Source organism: Bacillus paramobilis (genome assembly GCF_038096195.1).
Lineage (GTDB): Bacteria > Bacillota > Bacilli > Bacillales > Bacillaceae_G > Bacillus_A > Bacillus_A mobilis.
Genome location: NZ_CP151108.1, coordinates 5,254,288 through 5,275,000, shown reverse-complemented (window position 1 = coordinate 5,275,000; position 20,713 = coordinate 5,254,288). Strand labels below are relative to the sequence as shown.

General features: G+C 41.1%; 16 protein-coding genes, 3 tRNA genes, 4 rRNA genes, 1 other RNA gene and 1 other annotated feature (1 of these 25 cut by a window edge). Of the genes, 20 read left to right on the top strand and 4 right to left on the bottom strand.

What is annotated here, in order from left to right; genetic code table 11:
* Both AABL52_RS27035 and rrf read left to right on the top strand, forming a co-directional pair.
* Positions 1-868 (top strand): 23S ribosomal RNA (locus AABL52_RS27035) (it extends 2,054 nt beyond the left edge of the window).
* 49 nt (positions 869-917) lie between these two features.
* A 5S ribosomal RNA gene (rrf, locus tag AABL52_RS27030) occupies positions 918-1,033 on the top strand.
* 34 nt (positions 1,034-1,067) lie between these two features.
* Here rrf and AABL52_RS27025 read toward each other — a convergent pair.
* Positions 1,068-2,069: a YaaC family protein gene (locus tag AABL52_RS27025; protein WP_098873147.1), complete on the bottom strand. Its 1,002-nt coding sequence runs from the start codon at positions 2,067-2,069 to the stop codon at positions 1,068-1,070.
* Between the two features lie 115 nt (positions 2,070-2,184).
* Here AABL52_RS27025 and guaB point away from each other — a divergent pair, with 115 nt between their 5' ends.
* The 7 genes from guaB (at position 2,185) to AABL52_RS26990 (ending at position 9,136) form a co-directional block, all read left to right on the top strand.
* Complete coding sequence (gene guaB, locus AABL52_RS27020) at positions 2,185-3,648, top strand: IMP dehydrogenase (protein ID WP_000264076.1); 1,464 nt, start codon at positions 2,185-2,187, stop codon at positions 3,646-3,648.
* A gap of 113 nt (positions 3,649-3,761) precedes the next feature.
* Positions 3,762-5,069 carry a serine hydrolase gene (locus tag AABL52_RS27015; protein ID WP_141523897.1) on the top strand — a complete coding sequence of 436 codons (1,308 nt, stop codon included), beginning with the start codon at positions 3,762-3,764 and terminating at the stop codon, positions 5,067-5,069.
* A gap of 161 nt (positions 5,070-5,230) precedes the next feature.
* Positions 5,231-6,118: a pyridoxal 5'-phosphate synthase lyase subunit PdxS gene (gene pdxS / locus AABL52_RS27010; RefSeq protein WP_000186157.1), complete on the top strand. Its 888-nt coding sequence runs from the start codon at positions 5,231-5,233 to the stop codon at positions 6,116-6,118.
* A gap of 18 nt (positions 6,119-6,136) precedes the next feature.
* Positions 6,137-6,727, top strand: a complete 591-nt coding sequence (pdxT, locus tag AABL52_RS27005) for a pyridoxal 5'-phosphate synthase glutaminase subunit PdxT (RefSeq protein ID WP_000238772.1) — start codon at positions 6,137-6,139, stop codon at positions 6,725-6,727.
* Between the two features lie 54 nt (positions 6,728-6,781).
* Positions 6,782-7,003 (top strand) — a binding site (T-box leader).
* A gap of 51 nt (positions 7,004-7,054) precedes the next feature.
* Positions 7,055-8,329 (top strand): serine--tRNA ligase, encoded by a 1,275-nt coding sequence (gene serS, locus AABL52_RS27000; protein WP_000884184.1) that lies wholly within the window; start codon positions 7,055-7,057, stop codon positions 8,327-8,329.
* Between the two features lie 154 nt (positions 8,330-8,483).
* Positions 8,484-8,576: transfer RNA gene (locus AABL52_RS26995), tRNA-Ser, on the top strand.
* A 167-nt stretch (positions 8,577-8,743) separates the two neighbouring features.
* Entirely contained in the window at positions 8,744-9,136 is a 393-nt protein-coding gene (locus tag AABL52_RS26990; protein ID WP_002070111.1) for a DUF3797 domain-containing protein, read from the top strand.
* Between the two features lie 35 nt (positions 9,137-9,171).
* Here AABL52_RS26990 and AABL52_RS26985 read toward each other — a convergent pair whose 3' ends face one another.
* From AABL52_RS26985 to AABL52_RS26975, 3 genes are all read right to left on the bottom strand, one after another.
* Entirely contained in the window at positions 9,172-9,840 is a 669-nt protein-coding gene (locus AABL52_RS26985; RefSeq protein WP_001053583.1) for a deoxynucleoside kinase, read from the bottom strand.
* 2 nt (positions 9,841-9,842) lie between these two features.
* Positions 9,843-10,478, bottom strand: a complete 636-nt coding sequence (locus AABL52_RS26980) for a deoxynucleoside kinase (RefSeq protein WP_000148216.1) — start codon at positions 10,476-10,478, stop codon at positions 9,843-9,845.
* Positions 10,479-10,603: 125 nt separating this feature from the next.
* A complete protein-coding gene (locus AABL52_RS26975; RefSeq protein ID WP_000798742.1) occupies positions 10,604-11,143 on the bottom strand; it encodes an isochorismatase family cysteine hydrolase in 540 nt (179 codons plus the stop codon).
* A 107-nt stretch (positions 11,144-11,250) separates the two neighbouring features.
* Between AABL52_RS26975 and tadA the strand changes: the two genes are divergently transcribed.
* The 11 genes from tadA to AABL52_RS26920 all read left to right on the top strand — a co-directional run bounded on the left by tadA (position 11,251) and on the right by AABL52_RS26920 (position 20,666).
* Positions 11,251-11,751: a tRNA adenosine(34) deaminase TadA gene (gene tadA, locus AABL52_RS26970; RefSeq protein ID WP_000399501.1), complete on the top strand. Its 501-nt coding sequence runs from the start codon at positions 11,251-11,253 to the stop codon at positions 11,749-11,751.
* Between the two features lie 79 nt (positions 11,752-11,830).
* Positions 11,831-12,095: signal recognition particle sRNA large type (ffs, locus tag AABL52_RS26965), an RNA gene on the top strand.
* 132 nt (positions 12,096-12,227) lie between these two features.
* A complete protein-coding gene (gene dnaX, locus AABL52_RS26960) occupies positions 12,228-13,916 on the top strand; it encodes a DNA polymerase III subunit gamma/tau (protein ID WP_000121578.1) in 1,689 nt (562 codons plus the stop codon).
* A gap of 25 nt (positions 13,917-13,941) precedes the next feature.
* Positions 13,942-14,268 carry a YbaB/EbfC family nucleoid-associated protein gene (locus AABL52_RS26955; protein WP_170930109.1) on the top strand — a complete coding sequence of 109 codons (327 nt, stop codon included), beginning with the start codon at positions 13,942-13,944 and terminating at the stop codon, positions 14,266-14,268.
* A 14-nt stretch (positions 14,269-14,282) separates the two neighbouring features.
* Positions 14,283-14,879 (top strand): recombination protein RecR, encoded by a 597-nt coding sequence (gene recR / locus AABL52_RS26950; protein WP_000559169.1) that lies wholly within the window; start codon positions 14,283-14,285, stop codon positions 14,877-14,879.
* A gap of 14 nt (positions 14,880-14,893) precedes the next feature.
* Positions 14,894-15,115 (top strand): YaaL family protein, encoded by a 222-nt coding sequence (locus AABL52_RS26945; RefSeq protein ID WP_000466019.1) that lies wholly within the window; start codon positions 14,894-14,896, stop codon positions 15,113-15,115.
* A 215-nt stretch (positions 15,116-15,330) separates the two neighbouring features.
* Positions 15,331-15,600, top strand: a complete 270-nt coding sequence (locus tag AABL52_RS26940; protein WP_001089287.1) for a pro-sigmaK processing inhibitor BofA family protein — start codon at positions 15,331-15,333, stop codon at positions 15,598-15,600.
* Between the two features lie 219 nt (positions 15,601-15,819).
* A 16S ribosomal RNA gene (locus AABL52_RS26935) occupies positions 15,820-17,371 on the top strand.
* A 130-nt stretch (positions 17,372-17,501) separates the two neighbouring features.
* Positions 17,502-17,578 (top strand) — tRNA-Ile (locus AABL52_RS26930).
* A gap of 10 nt (positions 17,579-17,588) precedes the next feature.
* Positions 17,589-17,664, top strand: a tRNA-Ala gene (locus tag AABL52_RS26925).
* Between the two features lie 80 nt (positions 17,665-17,744).
* Positions 17,745-20,666: ribosomal RNA gene (locus AABL52_RS26920) — 23S ribosomal RNA — on the top strand.
* The 16S and 23S rRNA genes sit together here with 2 tRNA genes alongside, the layout of an rRNA operon.
* Positions 20,667-20,713: the final 47 nt, after the last annotated feature.

Here is a 20,713-nt window from a genome sequence, read left to right as displayed (position 1 = left end):
GATGCAGGTTACCCGCGACAGGACGGAAAGACCCCGTGGAGCTTTACTGTAGCCTGATATTGAATTTTGGTACAGTTTGTACAGGATAGGCGGGAGCCATTGAAACCGGAGCGCTAGCTTCGGTGGAGGCGCTGGTGGGATACCGCCCTGACTGTATTGAAATTCTAACCTACGGGTCTTATCGACCCGGGAGACAGTGTCAGGTGGGCAGTTTGACTGGGGCGGTCGCCTCCTAAAGTGTAACGGAGGCGCCCAAAGGTTCCCTCAGAATGGTTGGAAATCATTCGTAGAGTGCAAAGGCATAAGGGAGCTTGACTGCGAGACCTACAAGTCGAGCAGGGACGAAAGTCGGGCTTAGTGATCCGGTGGTTCCGCATGGAAGGGCCATCGCTCAACGGATAAAAGCTACCCCGGGGATAACAGGCTTATCTCCCCCAAGAGTCCACATCGACGGGGAGGTTTGGCACCTCGATGTCGGCTCATCGCATCCTGGGGCTGTAGTCGGTCCCAAGGGTTGGGCTGTTCGCCCATTAAAGCGGTACGCGAGCTGGGTTCAGAACGTCGTGAGACAGTTCGGTCCCTATCCGTCGTGGGCGTAGGAAATTTGAGAGGAGCTGTCCTTAGTACGAGAGGACCGGGATGGACGCACCGCTGGTGTACCAGTTGTTCTGCCAAGGGCATAGCTGGGTAGCTATGTGCGGAAGGGATAAGTGCTGAAAGCATCTAAGCATGAAGCCCCCCTCAAGATGAGATTTCCCATAGCGTAAGCTAGTAAGATCCCTGAAAGATGATCAGGTTGATAGGTTCGAGGTGGAAGCATGGTGACATGTGGAGCTGACGAATACTAATAGATCGAGGACTTAACCATATAATATGTAGCAAATGTTATCTAGTTTTGAAGGAATATGCCTTCATAGTTTGGTGATGATGGCAGAGAGGTCACACCCGTTCCCATACCGAACACGGAAGTTAAGCTCTCTAGCGCCGATGGTAGTTGGGACCTTGTCCCTGTGAGAGTAGGACGTCGCCAAGCAATTAAAAACACAAGTCTTTTGACTTGTGTTTTTTTATTTCCCATGAAATAGGATCGGTTCTGTTAGTAAAAAAGAAGAAATATAGTAAGGGATTTTTTTGGCGGAAATAGTAAGGAATTGATAAATAAATGGATAATCTTCAGAGCCATAGCTCCCAAGTAAATCATACCACCAATCTGTTTCATATCTAGAAATCATACTTAAATTGTAGAGCAATAAATAATGAACAAGAAGTTCAGGTAATACGGGTTTAGGATTTCTTGGGTCAGCTGGAATTGGTAAGTAATAAGTATCAGCAAGATATTCGTAGTATAAAGGCGTACTATATATAGGGTTCCACGACTGGATAGGAGCTGTAAAGAGCAAATTCGATCCGCTCGTTTTCCCGGAGACATGTTGTATGGATAAATGCTTACAAGTTGATTCAATGTAACGTGAAAATCTCTCGGTAGTCATATGAAGTCGATCTAGTATGTTGACCGAAAAGGAAAGTTCATTTGTATTTGTTGAATCGATTTTATATAAAGAGCCCCCTCTTTGACTGTAGCGAAATAAATTTTGTAATTCAGGAATATTTCCCATTAAATCCAACATGTTAAACTTCTCTGCTTCTAAGTGTTTCATGTGAAACAGCTGTTCTGCAACATGAGTAAATAATCCGTTTTTTTGTACCTTTACCTCATCTTCTAAAAATTGATATCCCTGTTTTTTTCGTTTGCGAGTTGTAACACCATGAGCTAAAACAGTAGTGGATTCTGGATAGTTCGGATCAATAGTTAGTAAGCAGGCTTTAAAAAGTTGGCTCATTCCATAAAACAATAACATTGGCTGAATCGAAAAGGGGGCTACCTTATATAATTCATAATAGTTTTTCCCGTGTTCTAAGTAATAAATAAAGGGATAACAATTTTCGAAACTTTTTTTTTCAGCATCTTGTATAGAGAATTTTTCATAACAACGGGCAAGATAACGTTGTACATTTTGAGATGAAAAGAAGAAACTTAGTTGCTGCCAAGTACAATGTGTTTGATGCATATATTACGCTCCTTTTATTGTCTAAAAATTCTAACATATATATACGTCCTTGACAGTATTTTAACCAATTGATAAGCTACTAATAATAATTTCTGGTATCATGGGGGGAACAATTATGTGGGAATCTAAATTTGTTAAAGAAGGTTTGACTTTTGATGACGTATTACTTGTACCAGCAAAGTCAGATGTACTACCAAGAGAAGTAAGTGTTAAAACAGTTTTATCTGAAAGCTTACAGTTAAATATCCCGTTAATTAGTGCAGGAATGGATACAGTAACAGAAGCTGATATGGCTATTGCAATGGCTCGTCAAGGCGGTTTAGGAATTATTCATAAAAACATGTCTATTGAACAACAAGCGGAGCAGGTTGATAAAGTAAAACGTTCTGAAAGTGGTGTTATCTCAGATCCTTTCTTCTTAACTCCAGAACATCAAGTATATGATGCAGAGCATCTTATGGGAAAATACCGTATCTCAGGTGTACCGGTTGTAAATAATTTAGACGAGCGAAAATTAGTTGGTATTATTACAAACCGTGATATGCGTTTTATCCAAGACTACTCAATCAAAATTTCCGACGTAATGACAAAAGAAAAGCTAATTACAGCTCCAGTTGGTACAACGCTGGAAGAAGCTGAAAAGATCCTACAAAAGTATAAAATTGAAAAACTCCCTCTTGTTGATAACAACGGTGTATTACAAGGGCTTATTACAATAAAAGATATTGAAAAAGTAATTGAATTCCCAAATTCTGCGAAGGATAAGCAAGGACGCTTATTAGTTGGAGCAGCGGTTGGTGTAACGGCTGATGCTATGCTTCGTATCGACGCATTAGTAAAAGCTAGCGTAGATGCAATCGTACTTGATACAGCTCATGGACATTCTCAAGGTGTTATTGATAAGGTAAAAGAAGTTCGTGCGAAATATCCATCACTAAATATTATCGCTGGAAATGTTGCTACTGCTGAAGCAACGAAAGCATTAATTGAAGCAGGTGCAAACGTAGTTAAAGTTGGTATTGGACCAGGCTCTATCTGTACGACACGTGTTGTAGCTGGCGTTGGTGTACCACAATTAACAGCAGTTTATGATTGTGCAACAGAGGCTCGTAAACACGGTATTCCAGTTATTGCTGATGGTGGTGTTAAGTACTCTGGTGACATGGTAAAAGCTTTAGCAGCAGGAGCACACGTTGTTATGCTAGGTAGTATGTTTGCTGGTGTTGCTGAAAGCCCTGGAGAAACTGAAATTTACCAAGGTCGTCAATTTAAAGTATATCGTGGTATGGGTTCTGTCGGAGCGATGGAAAAAGGAAGTAAAGACCGTTACTTCCAAGAAGGAAATAAGAAACTTGTTCCAGAAGGTATTGAAGGTCGTGTACCATATAAAGGGCCTTTAGCAGATACAGTTCATCAATTAGTTGGTGGATTACGTGCCGGTATGGGATATTGCGGAGCGCAGAATTTAGAATTCTTACGTGAGAATGCACAATTCATTCGTATGTCAGGTGCTGGTTTACGTGAAAGCCACCCTCATCATGTACAAATTACAAAAGAGGCTCCAAACTACTCATTATAATGTCTTATATACAAATAGACAGAGATTTGATATCTCTGTCTATTTTTTTTTGATTATGTTAGAATAACGGTTATGTGAGTACATAGATATTGGGGGTAGCAAAAGTGAAAGGTATGTTTTGCAAAAGATTCATTGCTTTATTAACAATGCTTACACTAGCTTGTAGTATGTTGTTACCATATAGCAATGCATCAGCAGAAACAGGATCTGCTTTAAACATTGAAGCAGGTGCAGCAATTTTAGTTGAAGCGAATTCTGGGAAAATTTTATATCAAAAGAATGCAGATGAATTATTATCAATTGCTAGTATGACAAAGATGATGAGTGAATATTTAGTTCATGAAGCAGTGGCTAAAGGAAAACTTAAGTGGGATCAAAAAATTAAGGTTTCTGAATATGCGTATAAGGTTTCACAAGATGCTTCATTATCAAATGTTGCATTAGAAAATGGTGGCACTTATACAGTAAAAGAGTTATATGAAGCAATGGCAATTTTCTCTGCAAATGGTGCAACAATTGCACTAGGAGAGGCAATTGCAGGTAAAGAAGTAGATTTCGTAAAAATGATGAATGATAAGGCGAAAGAACTAGGATTAAAAAATTATAAATTCGTTAATTCTACAGGTTTAACGAACAAAGATTTAAAAGGAATGCACCCTGCGGGTACAACACCGGATGAAGAAAATAAAATGTCTGCGAAGGATGTTGCAACTTTAGCACAGCATTTACTTAAAGATTATCCAAAAGTATTAGATACAGCAAAAATTCCTAACAAAGAATTCCGTCCAGAAAAAGAGAAATTTCAAATGTTGAACTGGAACTGGATGCTAAAAGGTTTATCTAAGGCATATGATGGTGTAGATGGCCTGAAAACAGGATCAACTCCAGAAGCAGGAGAATGTTTCACTGGTACGGTTGAAAGAAATGGAATGCGTTTTATTTCTGTAGTTATTAAAACGAATTCTCGTCAGGCACGTTTTGATGAGACAAAGAAACTATATGATTATGGATTTGCTAATTTTGAAATGAAGCAATTATATAAAAAAGATTCTTCAGTAAAAGGACAAGAAACAGTACGAGTAGAAAATGCTAAAGATAAAGATGTAGCAGTTCAAACAAAACAAGCTGTTTCACTTCCAGTGCCTAAAGGAAGTAAAAATGTTTATAAAACAGAATTAAAAGAAGCAAGCAAGGGACAAGAAGCCCCGATTAAAAAGGGAGCTGCACTTGGCCAAATGGTAATCACACCAAAAGACGCGAATGATCCTGGATTTTTATCAGGTAAGTCATTACAAATAGATCTTGTAACAACATCTGCAGTAGAAGAAGCGAATTGGTTTACTCGTTCTATGCGTGGAATTGGTTCTTTCTTTAGTGGTATATGGAATAGTGCTGTTGATACAGTAAAAGGTTGGTTTTAAAAGCTCCTCATTGTAGGGGCTTTTTCTTATTCCTATTTTTCATACCGACTTTATGAAAAAGTAGTAGACAAGCATCTGATAGTTAGTGGTAGAATGTAAGAGTATTCTTAATTTTCGCCTTTAACGGGGAAAAGCAATTCACCTAGGGGGGTTTTTGTAACATGACAAATGTAACAGGGACAGAACGTGTAAAACGTGGAATGGCAGAAATGCAAAAAGGCGGCGTTATTATGGACGTAATTAACGCTGAACAAGCAAAAATTGCAGAAGAGGCAGGCGCAGTTGCCGTTATGGCACTAGAGCGTGTACCAGCAGATATTCGCGCAGCAGGTGGCGTTTCTCGTATGGCAGACCCAACAATCGTTGAAGAAGTTATGGGTGCAGTGTCAATTCCGGTTATGGCAAAATGCCGTATCGGTCACCTTGTAGAAGCACGTGTATTAGAATCATTAGGGGTAGACTATATCGATGAGAGTGAAGTATTAACTCCTGCTGATGAAGTATACCATTTAAATAAACGTGATTACACAGTTCCGTTTGTATGTGGTTGCCGTGATATCGGAGAAGCTGCACGTCGTATTGCAGAAGGTGCATCTATGCTTCGTACAAAAGGTGAACCAGGAACAGGAAACATTGTAGAGGCAGTGCGTCATATGCGCCAAGTCAATGCAGAAATCCGTCAAGTTGCAAGTCTACGTGAAGATGAGTTAATGACATATGCAAAAAATACTGGTGCTCCTTATGAAGTACTACTTGAAATTAAACGCCTTGGCCGTTTGCCAGTTGTAAACTTCGCAGCAGGTGGTGTAGCAACACCAGCAGATGCAGCGTTAATGATGCAACTTGGTGCGGATGGTGTATTTGTTGGATCTGGTATCTTCAAATCAGAAAATCCAGAGAAATTTGCACGCGCAATCGTTGAAGCGACGACTCATTATGAGGATTACGAACTAATTGCAAGCCTTTCTAAAGGATTAGGTAATGCAATGAAAGGTATCGAAATTTCAACATTATTACCAGAACAACGCATGCAAGAGCGTGGATGGTAATTGAAGGAGAACTTTAAAATGGTGAAAATCGGTGTACTAGGTCTTCAAGGTGCAGTTCGTGAGCATATAAAGTCAGTTGAAGCAAGTGGTGCAGAAGCTGTTGTTGTAAAGCGTATAGAGCAACTTGAAGAGATTGATGGTCTTATTTTACCAGGCGGTGAAAGTACAACAATGCGCCGTCTTATTGATAAGTATGCTTTCATGGAACCACTTCGTACATTCGCGAAGTCTGGTAAACCAATGTTTGGTACATGTGCAGGTATGATTCTTCTTGCAAAAACACTTATTGGCTATGAAGAAGCACATATTGGTGCTATGGATATTACAGTAGAGCGCAATGCGTTTGGACGCCAAAAAGATAGCTTTGAAGCTGCACTTTCAATTAAAGGTGTAGGAGAAGAATTTATTGGTGTATTTATCCGTGCTCCGTATGTTGTAAATGTAGCTGATGATGTTGAAGTACTTTCTACACATGGTGACCGAATGGTAGCGGTAAAACAAAATCAGTTTTTAGCTGCTTCGTTCCATCCAGAATTAACGGATGATCATCGTGTGACAGCATACTTTGTAGAAATGGTAAAAGAAGCGAAAATGAAAAAAGTTGTATAAGTAACTTGCAACTTGTATAAGATTATAGTAAATTGATGGTAACAATTTTATAAAATAAGCGTGTTGATAGGAAGTAGTAACAAATGCCGTTTCTTATAGAGAGTCGATGGTTGGTGGAAATCGATAGAAACAGTTTGTGAATCCATCCTGGAATGGAATGTGGAATATCTTTATGATTAGTAAACATTCCCGGTGAAGAGCCGTTATTTCTACTTGAGAGGAAGGCGGTAATGCTTTCAACTAGGGTGGCAACGCGGGTTAACTCCCGTCCCTTTATATAGGGACGGGAGTTTTTTGTGTTTTATAAAATAAAAGGAGGAGTATATAATGCTTGATATTAAATTTTTACGTACAAATTTTGAAGAAGTAAAAGCAAAATTACAGCATAGAGGCGAAGATTTAACTGATTTTGGTCGCTTTGAAGAGCTGGATACGAGAAGAAGAGAATTACTTGTTCAAACAGAGGAACTAAAAAGTAAACGTAACGAAGTATCTCAACAAATCTCTGTATTGAAGCGCGAAAAGAAAGATGCAGAAGCTCTAATTCTAGAAATGCGTGAAGTTGGAGAAAAAGTAAAAGATCTTGATAATGAACTTCGTACAGTTGAAGAAGATTTAGAAAGATTAATGTTATCTATTCCAAATATCCCTCATGAATCTGCTCCAGTTGGTGAAACAGAAGATGATAATGTAGTAGCACGTACTTGGGGAGAAGTGAAAGAGTTTGCTTATGAACCAAAACCACATTGGGATCTTGCTACAGATTTAGGAATTTTAGATTTTGAGCGTGCTGGAAAAGTAACAGGAAGCCGCTTCGTATTCTATAAAGGTGCTGGCGCGAGATTAGAGCGTGCTTTAATTAGCTTTATGCTGGATCTTCATACTGATGAGCACGGATACGAAGAAGTGTTACCTCCGTATATGGTAAACCGTGCAAGTATGACAGGAACAGGACAACTTCCGAAATTTGAAGAAGATGCATTCCGTATTGAAAGTGAAGATTACTTCTTAATTCCAACAGCTGAAGTACCTGTAACGAATATGCACCGTGATGAAATCTTAAATAAAGAGCAATTGCCTATACGATATGCTGCATTTAGCTCTTGTTTCCGTTCTGAAGCAGGTTCAGCTGGCCGTGATACACGAGGCTTAATTCGTCAGCATCAGTTCAACAAAGTAGAGCTTGTAAAATTCGTAAAACCAGAAGATTCTTATGAAGAGTTAGAAAAACTAACAAATGATGCAGAACGCGTGTTACAATTATTAGAGTTGCCATATCGCGTTATGAGCATGTGCACAGGCGATTTAGGATTTACAGCAGCGAAGAAATACGATATCGAAGTATGGATTCCAAGCTATGGCACATATCGTGAGATTTCTTCTTGTAGTAATTTTGAGGCTTTCCAAGCGAGACGTGCAAATATCCGTTTCCGTCGTGAGCCAAACGGAAAACCAGAACATGTTCATACATTAAATGGATCTGGTCTTGCAATTGGACGTACGGTTGCAGCTATTTTAGAGAACTACCAACAAGAAGATGGTACAATTATAATTCCAGAAGTTCTTCGCCCTTATATGGGAGGAAAAACAGTTATTAAGTAAATGTAAACATTCATCGGTATGAGTGATTGGTAATTATGAGCGTTGTCAGTACTATAATGTAGGAGAGGAAAAGTAAAATTTTCCTTTCCTCATAATTTATTTTAGTAGGGTTGACTAACTGTTTTTCTTTTGATATTATATTTGATGTCAATATGGAGGTATACCCAAGTCTGGCTGAAGGGATCGGTCTTGAAAACCGACAGGCGGCGAGAGTCGCGCGGGGGTTCGAATCCCTCTACCTCCTCCAGATATAATTGACAACAGCGCATATAAGTGGAGATTGGAGAACTCGTTACCAACACGTAACGAGTTTTTATTTTAAAACCAATCATAAAGTATGGTGTAAGGAGATTTTTCTCCTTATTACACACTCATATTCCGATGATTATCTTCATAGATATGAAAGGAGTCAACATGGATCTTATTATACAAACGTTTCCTTTAGATGGAAAAACTTTATATTATGTACAATGTCCTGTCTGTAAGAACAATAGAATTTTAAACAGTGGTGCAAATGTGTCACGCATTATAAGCGATGATACATTCCGTAAACTTTGTGGTTGCACTTGTGATGTAAAGCAAACTGCGGCAAAAGTAGAGGCGCCGAAAAAAGTTGAAAAAGAAGCTGTAAAGAAAGAAGCAGCTCCAAAACGTACAGGTAAAGTATTAACAGCAGTGATTAACGGGAAAGAAATGACTGTTAAAGAGATTGCTGAAACATACGATATTAGTACAAGTACTGTTCGTCAGCGTATTAATGCTGGAAAACCTGAGAGTGAAATTATTGCTCCGACAAAAAAGAAGTAATTTAATAGAAAAACCCGTGCGTATGCACGGGTTTTTTATTTTACAAGTTTACGTGTTTGTTTTAAAAAATGGCCAATTTTTTTAATGATTGGTTCAATCGAATCACCATCTTTTAAAATATCGTATTCATTAATGTTTAATCGTAAAACAGGGCATGCATTAAAGTTATTAATCCAGTTTTCGTAACGGCCGTGCATCTCTTTCCAATACTCAATTGGTGTTTGTTGTTCCATCGGACGTCCGCGTTCTTGGATTCGATCAACAATATCATCGAAAGAACCTTCTAAGTAAATTAATAAATCAGGATGAGGGAAGTAAGGAGTCATGACCATAGCGTCAAATAAACCTTTGTATGTTTCATAATCAGTTTCCGTCATTGTACCTTTTTCATGATGCATCTTTGCAAAAATGCCAGTGTCTTCATAGATAGAGCGATCTTGAACAAAACCGCCACCGTATTCAAAAATTCTTTTTTGTTCTTTAAATCGTTCTGCTAAAAAGTACACTTGCAAGTGAAAGCTCCAGCGTGTGAAATCAGCATAGAACTTGTCCAAATACGGGTTAGAGTCTACCTTTTCAAATGATGTGCGATAGCCTAAAGCGTTAGCTAATGCAGTTGTCATAGTTGATTTACCGACACCTACTGTTCCAGCAATAGTGATTACTGCGTCATTGGGTATATCATATTTTTGCCTTAAATTCATTATTATTTCGACTCCTTTAAGAGAGTATTTTGAAGGGCAGATAGGATAACGTTTAAATCATCAGGATTTTTTACAAAATCCATATCGTCTCCGTTAAATTTCAATACTGGGATGTCTGGATGGTCCTTTTTAAACGTATCCATTGCAGTTTCATAATCTTTTGTGAGCTGTAGTAAGTAATTTGGATCCATATTTTTTTCGAATTCTCTTCCGCGCTTTGCAATTCGTGCTTGTAATGTTTCCAAACTAGCCGTTAAATAAACGATTACGTTTGGTACAGGCATATCTTGTGTAAGGATACGATAGATTTGCATGTACTTATCGTATTGAGAATCTTTTAATGTACGGGATGCGAAAATTAGATTTTTAAATATGTGATAATCTGCTACTACTGGCTTCCTTTGATTCAAATACTTTATGTTAATATCTTCTAATTGTTTGTATCTATTACAAAGAAAGAACATCTCTGTTTGAAAACTCCATTCGTCGATGTCTTCATAGAACTTTCCTAAAAAAGGGTTTTCATCAACAATCTCTTTTAGTAAGTGGAGTTGCATGTGAGTTGAAATTTCCTTCGCAAGTGAAGTTTTTCCAACACCAATTGGTCCTTCAACCGTGATAAATGGTACTCCGGTCACGCTGTTTCCTCCTTTCAATCAGTGATTTACCGTGACTACTAAAAACACAAAACAGAATTATTGTAGCACAAGAGGGAAGCGAGCGGGTTAATTTGATATAAAAAGTTAGAAAATAGATATATGTATTAATTAATTTTTATTTGAGATGACGGTACTATATTTGCCTTTAATGTGGCTTCCATTATTTTTAAAGCATGTAAGTTATCCTGATCATGATTAGAGGCGATACAGTCCTGTGGTACATACAGTGTATAATTTCTCATATGAGCATCGTTAGCTGTAAAGAGGATACATATATTCCCTGCGACTCCTGTTAATATGAGATTTTCTATTTTTAAATAGCCTAATAAAGAATTTAAAGGTGTTTCATAAAAAGCAGAGTAATGTGGTTTAATAAAAATGTAATCATCGGAATTTGGGGCAATCTTATGAATGATATCTTCACTATACTCATTTGTACAATGAGTAATTAGTTGGTCAATATCAGATCTCCAAAGTTGATAATGGTCATTAACATAAATTATGGGATAGCCAAAGGATTTCATTGTTTTCTTTAATTGTAAAATAGGGTTTGTTATAATTTCGCATTTTTTGGCTAGGGTGGGCCCGTGTGAAAATTGAAAGTCATTAATCATATCGATAATGAGTAAGGCAGTATTCTTCATATGCAATCCCCTCTCTTTTTTATTAGGGTGGATTGAATTTGTAAAAGTTATCCCATGTGTAGTAAATGGAAATTAGTGTACGTTATTTGTAATGAAAGGACTATGGTATGGAACACGATCAAGATATTTATTTTATGCAGTTAGCGATAGAAGAGGCTAAAAAGGCAGAGGCAATACAAGAAGTACCGATTGGTGCAGTTATAGTGTTAAATGGTGAAGTAATTAGTGTCGCTCATAATTTAAGGGAAACTGAGCAAAGATCAATAGCTCACGCTGAGTTATTAGCTATTGATGAGGCATGCAAAAAATTAGGGACATGGCGTTTAGAAGATGCGACATTATATGTAACATTAGAGCCTTGTCCGATGTGTGCGGGTGGAATTGTTTTATCACGAGTGAAGCGAGTTGTATATGGTGCAAGTGATCCGAAAGGTGGATGTGCAGGGACATTGATGAATCTTTTAACGGATGAACGCTTTAATCATCAATGTGAAGTAGTGGCTGGTGTATTAGAAAAAGAATGCGGTACGTTGTTAACAAACTTTTTTAGAGAGCTTCGCAAAAAAAGAAAAGCGATCAAGAAATTAGAGAAAAGCAAAGAGAATTAACGTATTTGCATTTTATAAAAAAACAAGTTATACTGATAATGCCTTTAATGAAGGCAACCGAATATTGGTTTTAACTTTGCCGTGCTAAGCGGGGAGGTAGCGGTGCCCTATACTCGCAATCCGCTCTAGCGAGGCCGAATCCCTTCTCGAGGTTATGTTGCTGTAAGGTCTGCCTTAAGTAAGTGGTGTTGACGTTTGGGTCCTGCGCAACGGGACCCCGTGAACCTTGTCAGGTCCGGAAGGAAGCAGCAATAAGCGGGTCTTCTCGTGTGCCGCAGGAGTGCCTGAACCGAGCTAACTGCTTGAGTAACGCTTATGGTACGTAATCGACAGAAGGTGCACGGCAGTTATATATGTATACAAAACTCACCTTAATATTAAGGTGGGTTTTTTGTATAGAAAATAACTTTTGGAATCTATAAACAGAATGGGTTATAATAAATGAGATAATAACCTTTGAGGGAGGCCGTATTTTCGTGTCATACCAAGCGTTATACCGAACATGGAGACCGCAAAAGTTTGAAGATGTAGTTGGTCAAAAGCACGTGACAAAAACGTTGCAAAATGCCCTTCTTCAAGAGAAAGTTTCACATGCTTATTTATTTTCTGGGCCGAGGGGAACAGGAAAAACGACAATTGCAAAAGTATTTGCAAAAGCAATCAACTGTGAACATGCTCCGGTAGCTGAACCTTGTAATGAATGTCCTTCTTGTTTGGGGATTACACAAGGATCCATTTCAGATGTATTAGAAATTGATGCGGCTTCAAATAACGGTGTAGATGAAATTCGAGATATTAGAGATAAAGTAAAATATGCTCCAAGTGCTGTAGAATATAAAGTATACATTATTGATGAAGTCCACATGCTTTCCATGGGTGCCTTCAATGCGCTTTTAAAAACGTTAGAAGAGCCGCCAGGACATGTCATCTTTATTTTAGCGACAACAGAACCGCATAAGATTCCGCCTACAATCATTTCACGTTGCCAGCGTTTTGAATTTCGAAAAATATCAGTAAATGATATTGTTGAGAGATTATCGACGGTTGTGACGAATGAAGGTACGCAAGTAGAAGATGAGGCGTTACAAATTGTTGCACGTGCCGCTGAAGGTGGTATGCGTGATGCGCTGAGTCTTATTGATCAGGCGATATCTTATAGTGATGAGACAGTTACGACAGAAGATGTATTAGCTGTAACAGGTTCGGTTTCTCAACAATACTTAGGTAACTTAGTAGAATGTATACGTGAAAATGATGTATCAAGAGCATTACGTATCATAGATGAGATGATGGGGAAAGGGAAAGATCCAGTTCGCTTTATGGAGGATTTCATTTACTATTATCGCGATATGCTTTTATATCAAACTTCACCACAACTGGAACATATGTTGGAACGAGTAATGGTAGATGAGCAATTCCGGATGTTAAGTGAAGAGATGCAACCGGAAGTAATCTATGAAATCATTCATACTCTTAGTAAGGGACAACAGGAAATGAAGTGGACAAATCATCCGCGAATTTTCTTGGAAGTTGTTATGGTACAACTGTGTCAACAGTTTATGATGCAAGCGAACGGTGCAGATCGTTTACAAGCGATTATGAACAGGATGCAGCAATTGGAGAAAGAGTTAGAAGAGGTCAAAAAGAATGGTGTGCCTGCTGGTGTGCAGCAGGAAGTCAGAGAGACACGTGCAACACCAAAGCCAGTGCGAACAGGGAGTATGAAGATTCCTGTCGGGCGTGTAAATGAAGTGTTAAAGCAAGCGAAGCGTCAGGATTTAGAACAATTAAAAGCTGTGTGGGGTGAGTTGTTAGGAAGACTCAAAGCATACAACAAAGTAGCGTTTGCTGTTTTATTAGAAAATAGTGAACCAGTAGCAGCTTCAGATGATACTTACGTTTTAGCGTTTCAATATGAGATTCACTGTAAAATGGCAAGCGAGAATCGAGAAGCCATGGATACAGTGGAACAAGCTTTATTTGAATTGCTAAGTAAAAGATTAAATATGATTGCCATTCCAAAAAGTGAATGGGGTAAAATCCGTGAAGATTTTTTACAGCGTGAAGGTGGGAATGCTGAAGAAAGCCCAGAGAAAAAAGAAGATCCTCTTATAGAAGAGGCAGTAAAATTAGTAGGACAAGAACTGATTGAAATAAAAGAGTAATAATAATTAGGAGGAATTAATTATGATGCGTGGCGGAATGGGAAATATGAATAACATGATGAAACAAATGCAAAAGATGCAAAAAGATATGGCGAAAGCGCAAGAAGAACTTGGCGAAAAAACAGTTGAAGGTACAGCTGGTGGCGGTATGATCACAGTTATTGCAAATGGTCATAAGCAAATTCTTGAAGTGAAAGTTAAAGAAGAAGTTGTAGATCCAGAAGATATCGAAATGTTACAGGACTTAGTGTTAGCTGCAACAAATGATGCACTTAAAAAAGCTGATGAACTTTCAAATTCTACAATGGGTAAATTTACAAAAGGCTTAAACTTACCGGGTGGAATGTTCTAGGAGGATATTGATATATGCATTATCCAGAACCAATATCAAAACTAATTGATAGTTTTATGAAATTGCCAGGAATCGGACCGAAAACAGCGGTTCGATTGGCATTTTTCGTATTAGATATGAAAGAAGATGATGTGTTAGGTTTTGCAAAAGCACTTGTAAATGCGAAGCGAGATTTAGCATATTGTTCTGTATGCGGACATATTACTGACCGCGATCCTTGTTATATTTGTAATGATTCACATCGAGATCAATCGGTTGTTTGTGTTGTGCAGGAACCGAAAGATGTAATCGCAATGGAAAAGATGAAAGAGTATCAAGGTGTATATCATGTGTTACGTGGTGCGATTTCTCCAATGGAGGGAATTGGACCAGAAGACATTAATATCCCACAACTTTTAAAGCGACTGCATGATGAAACGGTACAAGAAGTGATATTGGCAACAAACCCTAATATTGAAGGGGAAGCTACAGCGATGTATATATCCCGCCTCTTAAAGCCGACAGGTATTAAAGTAACTCGTATTGCACATGGTCTGCCAGTGGGTGGAGATTTAGAATATGCAGATGAAGTGACACTGTCGAAAGCGTTAGAAGGTCGTAGAGAAGTATAAGAGGAGAAACAAAAATGTTCTTTCAAAAAAAGGGTAAATTGCGCAAAGAGTATGATGATAAACTAATTGTACTATTAGAAAAGGTGAAGAATGAATGGTTACGTCAGAAGAGAATGGTTGAACAAAGTGTGGAACCATCTCAAGATGTGATTTGTTCTTTGAAAATAGCAGAGGCAAAATATTTCTTCTTGTTAAAAGAAGCAAAACGTCGCCCTGTAAAAATGGAACAATGGTAAAAGGTTCTGCTGAAAAAGCAGAACCTTTTATTTTATTCGTTAAACATTTAGTGGTTATTTCGTTTGGAAAGAACGAATAGTGGTTTTTATGAAGGAAGTGTTGTCGAATAAAGGTGAACGAGATAAAACGACTGGAGTTATATGATACATGTTCTTTTTTATCGTCTTGTCCCATACAAATGAGTGTGTATAGGTCATTCATAAGGAGGGAGAAAATGAATTCTACAATTGTTATTGTTTGTATTCTTACTCTAGTTTTTATTTTTCTTGTTTTTGGTGTTTCTTCAAAGCCATTACGTTTTATAGGAAAAGCGCTTTTTCATGTTACTTTGGGAATAGCATTACTCTTTATCGTAAATGTTATAGGAACATATTTTGATTTTCATATTCCAATTAACTTGGGTACAGCAGCAATCACAAGTTTATTAGGTCTACCCGGTGTTGCTGCATTAGTGGTTATTAAGCTTTATATCATGCCAAGATAAAATTATTTTGGCATTTTTTTAAAAAGTGTTGACGAACAAATGATTAATATGATAAATTAATAAGCGTCGTCAGGAACGAAAGAAAAAAGTTGTTGACAGATTTAACGCAAAATGTTAAATTATAAAAGTCGCTGAAACGCGATGTTGAACTTTGAAAACTAAACGAAACAAACAACGTGAAACGTCAATTTTTATTTTTAGATGCTAGACAAACTAACTTTATTGGAGAGTTTGATCCTGGCTCAGGATGAACGCTGGCGGCGTGCCTAATACATGCAAGTCGAGCGAATGGATTGAGAGCTTGCTCTCAAGAAGTTAGCGGCGGACGGGTGAGTAACACGTGGGTAACCTGCCCATAAGACTGGGATAACTCCGGGAAACCGGGGCTAATACCGGATAACATTTTGAACTGCATGGTTCGAAATTGAAAGGCGGCTTCGGCTGTCACTTATGGATGGACCCGCGTCGCATTAGCTAGTTGGTGAGGTAACGGCTCACCAAGGCAACGATGCGTAGCCGACCTGAGAGGGTGATCGGCCACACTGGGACTGAGACACGGCCCAGACTCCTACGGGAGGCAGCAGTAGGGAATCTTCCGCAATGGACGAAAGTCTGACGGAGCAACGCCGCGTGAGTGATGAAGGCTTTCGGGTCGTAAAACTCTGTTGTTAGGGAAGAACAAGTGCTAGTTGAATAAGCTGGCACCTTGACGGTACCTAACCAGAAAGCCACGGCTAACTACGTGCCAGCAGCCGCGGTAATACGTAGGTGGCAAGCGTTATCCGGAATTATTGGGCGTAAAGCGCGCGCAGGTGGTTTCTTAAGTCTGATGTGAAAGCCCACGGCTCAACCGTGGAGGGTCATTGGAAACTGGGAGACTTGAGTGCAGAAGAGGAAAGTGGAATTCCATGTGTAGCGGTGAAATGCGTAGAGATATGGAGGAACACCAGTGGCGAAGGCGACTTTCTGGTCTGTAACTGACACTGAGGCGCGAAAGCGTGGGGAGCAAACAGGATTAGATACCCTGGTAGTCCACGCCGTAAACGATGAGTGCTAAGTGTTAGAGGGTTTCCGCCCTTTAGTGCTGAAGTTAACGCATTAAGCACTCCGCCTGGGGAGTACGGCCGCAAGGCTGAAACTCAAAGGAATTGACGGGGGCCCGCACAAGCGGTGGAGCATGTGGTTTAATTCGAAGCAACGCGAAGAACCTTACCAGGTCTTGACATCCTCTGAAAACCCTAGAGATAGGGCTTCTCCTTCGGGAGCAGAGTGACAGGTGGTGCATGGTTGTCGTCAGCTCGTGTCGTGAGATGTTGGGTTAAGTCCCGCAACGAGCGCAACCCTTGATCTTAGTTGCCATCATTAAGTTGGGCACTCTAAGGTGACTGCCGGTGACAAACCGGAGGAAGGTGGGGATGACGTCAAATCATCATGCCCCTTATGACCTGGGCTACACACGTGCTACAATGGACGGTACAAAGAGCTGCAAGACCGCGAGGTGGAGCTAATCTCATAAAACCGTTCTCAGTTCGGATTGTAGGCTGCAACTCGCCTACATGAAGCTGGAATCGCTAGTAATCGCGGATCAGCATGCCGCGGTGAATACGTTCCCGGGCCTTGTACACACCGCCCGTCACACCACGAGAGTTTGTAACACCCGAAGTCGGTGGGGTAACCTTTTTGGAGCCAGCCGCCTAAGGTGGGACAGATGATTGGGGTGAAGTCGTAACAAGGTAGCCGTATCGGAAGGTGCGGCTGGATCACCTCCTTTCTATGGAGAATTGATGAACACTGTTCATCAATATAAGTTTCCGTGTTTCGTTTTCGTTTAGTTTTGAGAGTTCAATTAAGTATTGACTCTTAAATGAGGATATGATATAAATAAATCCTGCAATTTGTATGGGCCTATAGCTCAGCTGGTTAGAGCGCACGCCTGATAAGCGTGAGGTCGATGGTTCGAGTCCATTTAGGCCCACCATACAACTTTTGGGGCCTTAGCTCAGCTGGGAGAGCGCCTGCCTTGCACGCAGGAGGTCAGCGGTTCGATCCCGCTAGGCTCCACCAAAAAGCTATTTTAAATAGCAAATGGTATGTTCTTTGAAAACTAGATAACAGTGTAGCTCATATTTTTTAATTTTTAGTTTGGTTAAGTTAGAAAGGGCGCACGGTGGATGCCTTGACACTAGGAGTCGATGAAGGACGGGACTAACGCCGATATGCTTCGGGGAGCTGTAAGTAAGCTTTGATCCGAAGATTTCCGAATGGGGAAACCCACCATACGTAATGGTATGGTATCCTTACCTGAATACATAGGGTAAGGAAGACAGACCCAGGGAACTGAAACATCTAAGTACCTGGAGGAAGAGAAAGCAAATGCGATTTCCTGAGTAGCGGCGAGCGAAACGGAACATAGCCCAAACCAAGAGGCTTGCCTCTTGGGGTTGTAGGACATTCTATACGGAGTTACAAAGGAACGAGGTAGACGAAGCGACCTGGAAAGGTCCGTCGTAGAGGGTAACAACCCCGTAGTCGAAACTTCGTTCTCTCTTGAATGTATCCTGAGTACGGCGGAACACGTGAAATTCCGTCGGAATCTGGGAGGACCATCTCCCAAGGCTAAATACTCCCTAGTGATCGATAGTGAACCAGTACCGTGAGGGAAAGGTGAAAAGCACCCCGGAAGGGGAGTGAAAGAGATCCTGAAACCGTGTGCCTACAAATAGTCAGAGCCCGTTAATGGGTGATGGCGTGCCTTTTGTAGAATGAACCGGCGAGTTACGATCCCGTGCGAGGTTAAGCTGAAGAGGCGGAGCCGCAGCGAAAGCGAGTCTGAATAGGGCGTTTAGTACGTGGTCGTAGACCCGAAACCAGGTGATCTACCCATGTCCAGGGTGAAGTTCAGGTAACACTGAATGGAGGCCCGAACCCACGCACGTTGAAAAGTGCGGGGATGAGGTGTGGGTAGCGGAGAAATTCCAATCGAACCTGGAGATAGCTGGTTCTCCCCGAAATAGCTTTAGGGCTAGCCTTAAGTGTAAGAGTCTTGGAGGTAGAGCACTGATTGAACTAGGGGTCCTCATCGGATTACCGAATTCAGTCAAACTCCGAATGCCAATGACTTATCCTTAGGAGTCAGACTGCGAGTGATAAGATCCGTAGTCAAGAGGGAAACAGCCCAGATCGCCAGCTAAGGTCCCAAAGTGTGTATTAAGTGGAAAAGGATGTGGAGTTGCTTAGACAACTAGGATGTTGGCTTAGAAGCAGCCACCATTTAAAGAGTGCGTAATAGCTCACTAGTCGAGTGACTCTGCGCCGAAAATGTACCGGGGCTAAATACACCACCGAAGCTGCGAATTGATACCAATGGTATCAGTGGTAGGGGAGCGTTCTAAGTGCAGTGAAGTCAGACCGGAAGGACTGGTGGAGCGCTTAGAAGTGAGAATGCCGGTATGAGTAGCGAAAGACGGGTGAGAATCCCGTCCACCGAATGCCTAAGGTTTCCTGAGGAAGGCTCGTCCGCTCAGGGTTAGTCAGGACCTAAGCCGAGGCCGACAGGCGTAGGCGATGGACAACAGGTTGATATTCCTGTACCACCTCTTTATCGTTTGAGCAATGGAGGGACGCAGAAGGATAGAAGAAGCGTGCGATTGGTTGTGCACGTCCAAGCAGTTAGGCTGATAAGTAGGCAAATCCGCTTATCGTGAAGGCTGAGCTGTGATGGGGAAGCTCCTTATGGAGCGAAGTCTTTGATTCCCCGCTGCCAAGAAAAGCTTCTAGCGAGATAAAAGGTGCCTGTACCGCAAACCGACACAGGTAGGCGAGGAGAGAATCCTAAGGTGTGCGAGAGAACTCTGGTTAAGGAACTCGGCAAAATGACCCCGTAACTTCGGGAGAAGGGGTGCTTTCTTAACGGAAAGCCGCAGTGAATAGGCCCAAGCGACTGTTTAGCAAAAACACAGCTCTCTGCGAAGCCGTAAGGCGAAGTATAGGGGGTGACACCTGCCCGGTGCTGGAAGGTTAAGGAGAGGGGTTAGCGTAAGCGAAGCTCTGAACTGAAGCCCCAGTAAACGGCGGCCGTAACTATAACGGTCCTAAGGTAGCGAAATTCCTTGTCGGGTAAGTTCCGACCCGCACGAAAGGTGTAACGATTTGGGCACTGTCTCAACCAGAGACTCGGTGAAATTATAGTACCTGTGAAGATGCAGGTTACCCGCGACAGGACGGAAAGACCCCGTGGAGCTTTACTGTAGCCTGATATTGAATTTTGGTACAGTTTGTACAGGATAGGCGGGAGCCATTGAAACCGGAGCGCTAGCTTCGGTGGAGGCGCTGGTGGGATACCGCCCTGACTGTATTGAAATTCTAACCTACGGGTCTTATCGACCCGGGAGACAGTGTCAGGTGGGCAGTTTGACTGGGGCGGTCGCCTCCTAAAGTGTAACGGAGGCGCCCAAAGGTTCCCTCAGAATGGTTGGAAATCATTCGTAGAGTGCAAAGGCATAAGGGAGCTTGACTGCGAGACCTACAAGTCGAGCAGGGACGAAAGTCGGGCTTAGTGATCCGGTGGTTCCGCATGGAAGGGCCATCGCTCAACGGATAAAAGCTACCCCGGGGATAACAGGCTTATCTCCCCCAAGAGTCCACATCGACGGGGAGGTTTGGCACCTCGATGTCGGCTCATCGCATCCTGGGGCTGTAGTCGGTCCCAAGGGTTGGGCTGTTCGCCCATTAAAGCGGTACGCGAGCTGGGTTCAGAACGTCGTGAGACAGTTCGGTCCCTATCCGTCGTGGGCGTAGGAAATTTGAGAGGAGCTGTCCTTAGTACGAGAGGACCGGGATGGACGCACCGCTGGTGTACCAGTTGTTCTGCCAAGGGCATAGCTGGGTAGCTATGTGCGGAAGGGATAAGTGCTGAAAGCATCTAAGCATGAAGCCCCCCTCAAGATGAGATTTCCCATAGCGTAAGCTAGTAAGATCCCTGAAAGATGATCAGGTTGATAGGTTCGAGGTGGAAGCATGGTGACATGTGGAGCTGACGAATACTAATAGATCGAGGACTTAACCATATAATATGTAGCAAATGTTATCTAGTTTTGAAGGAATATGCCTTCAT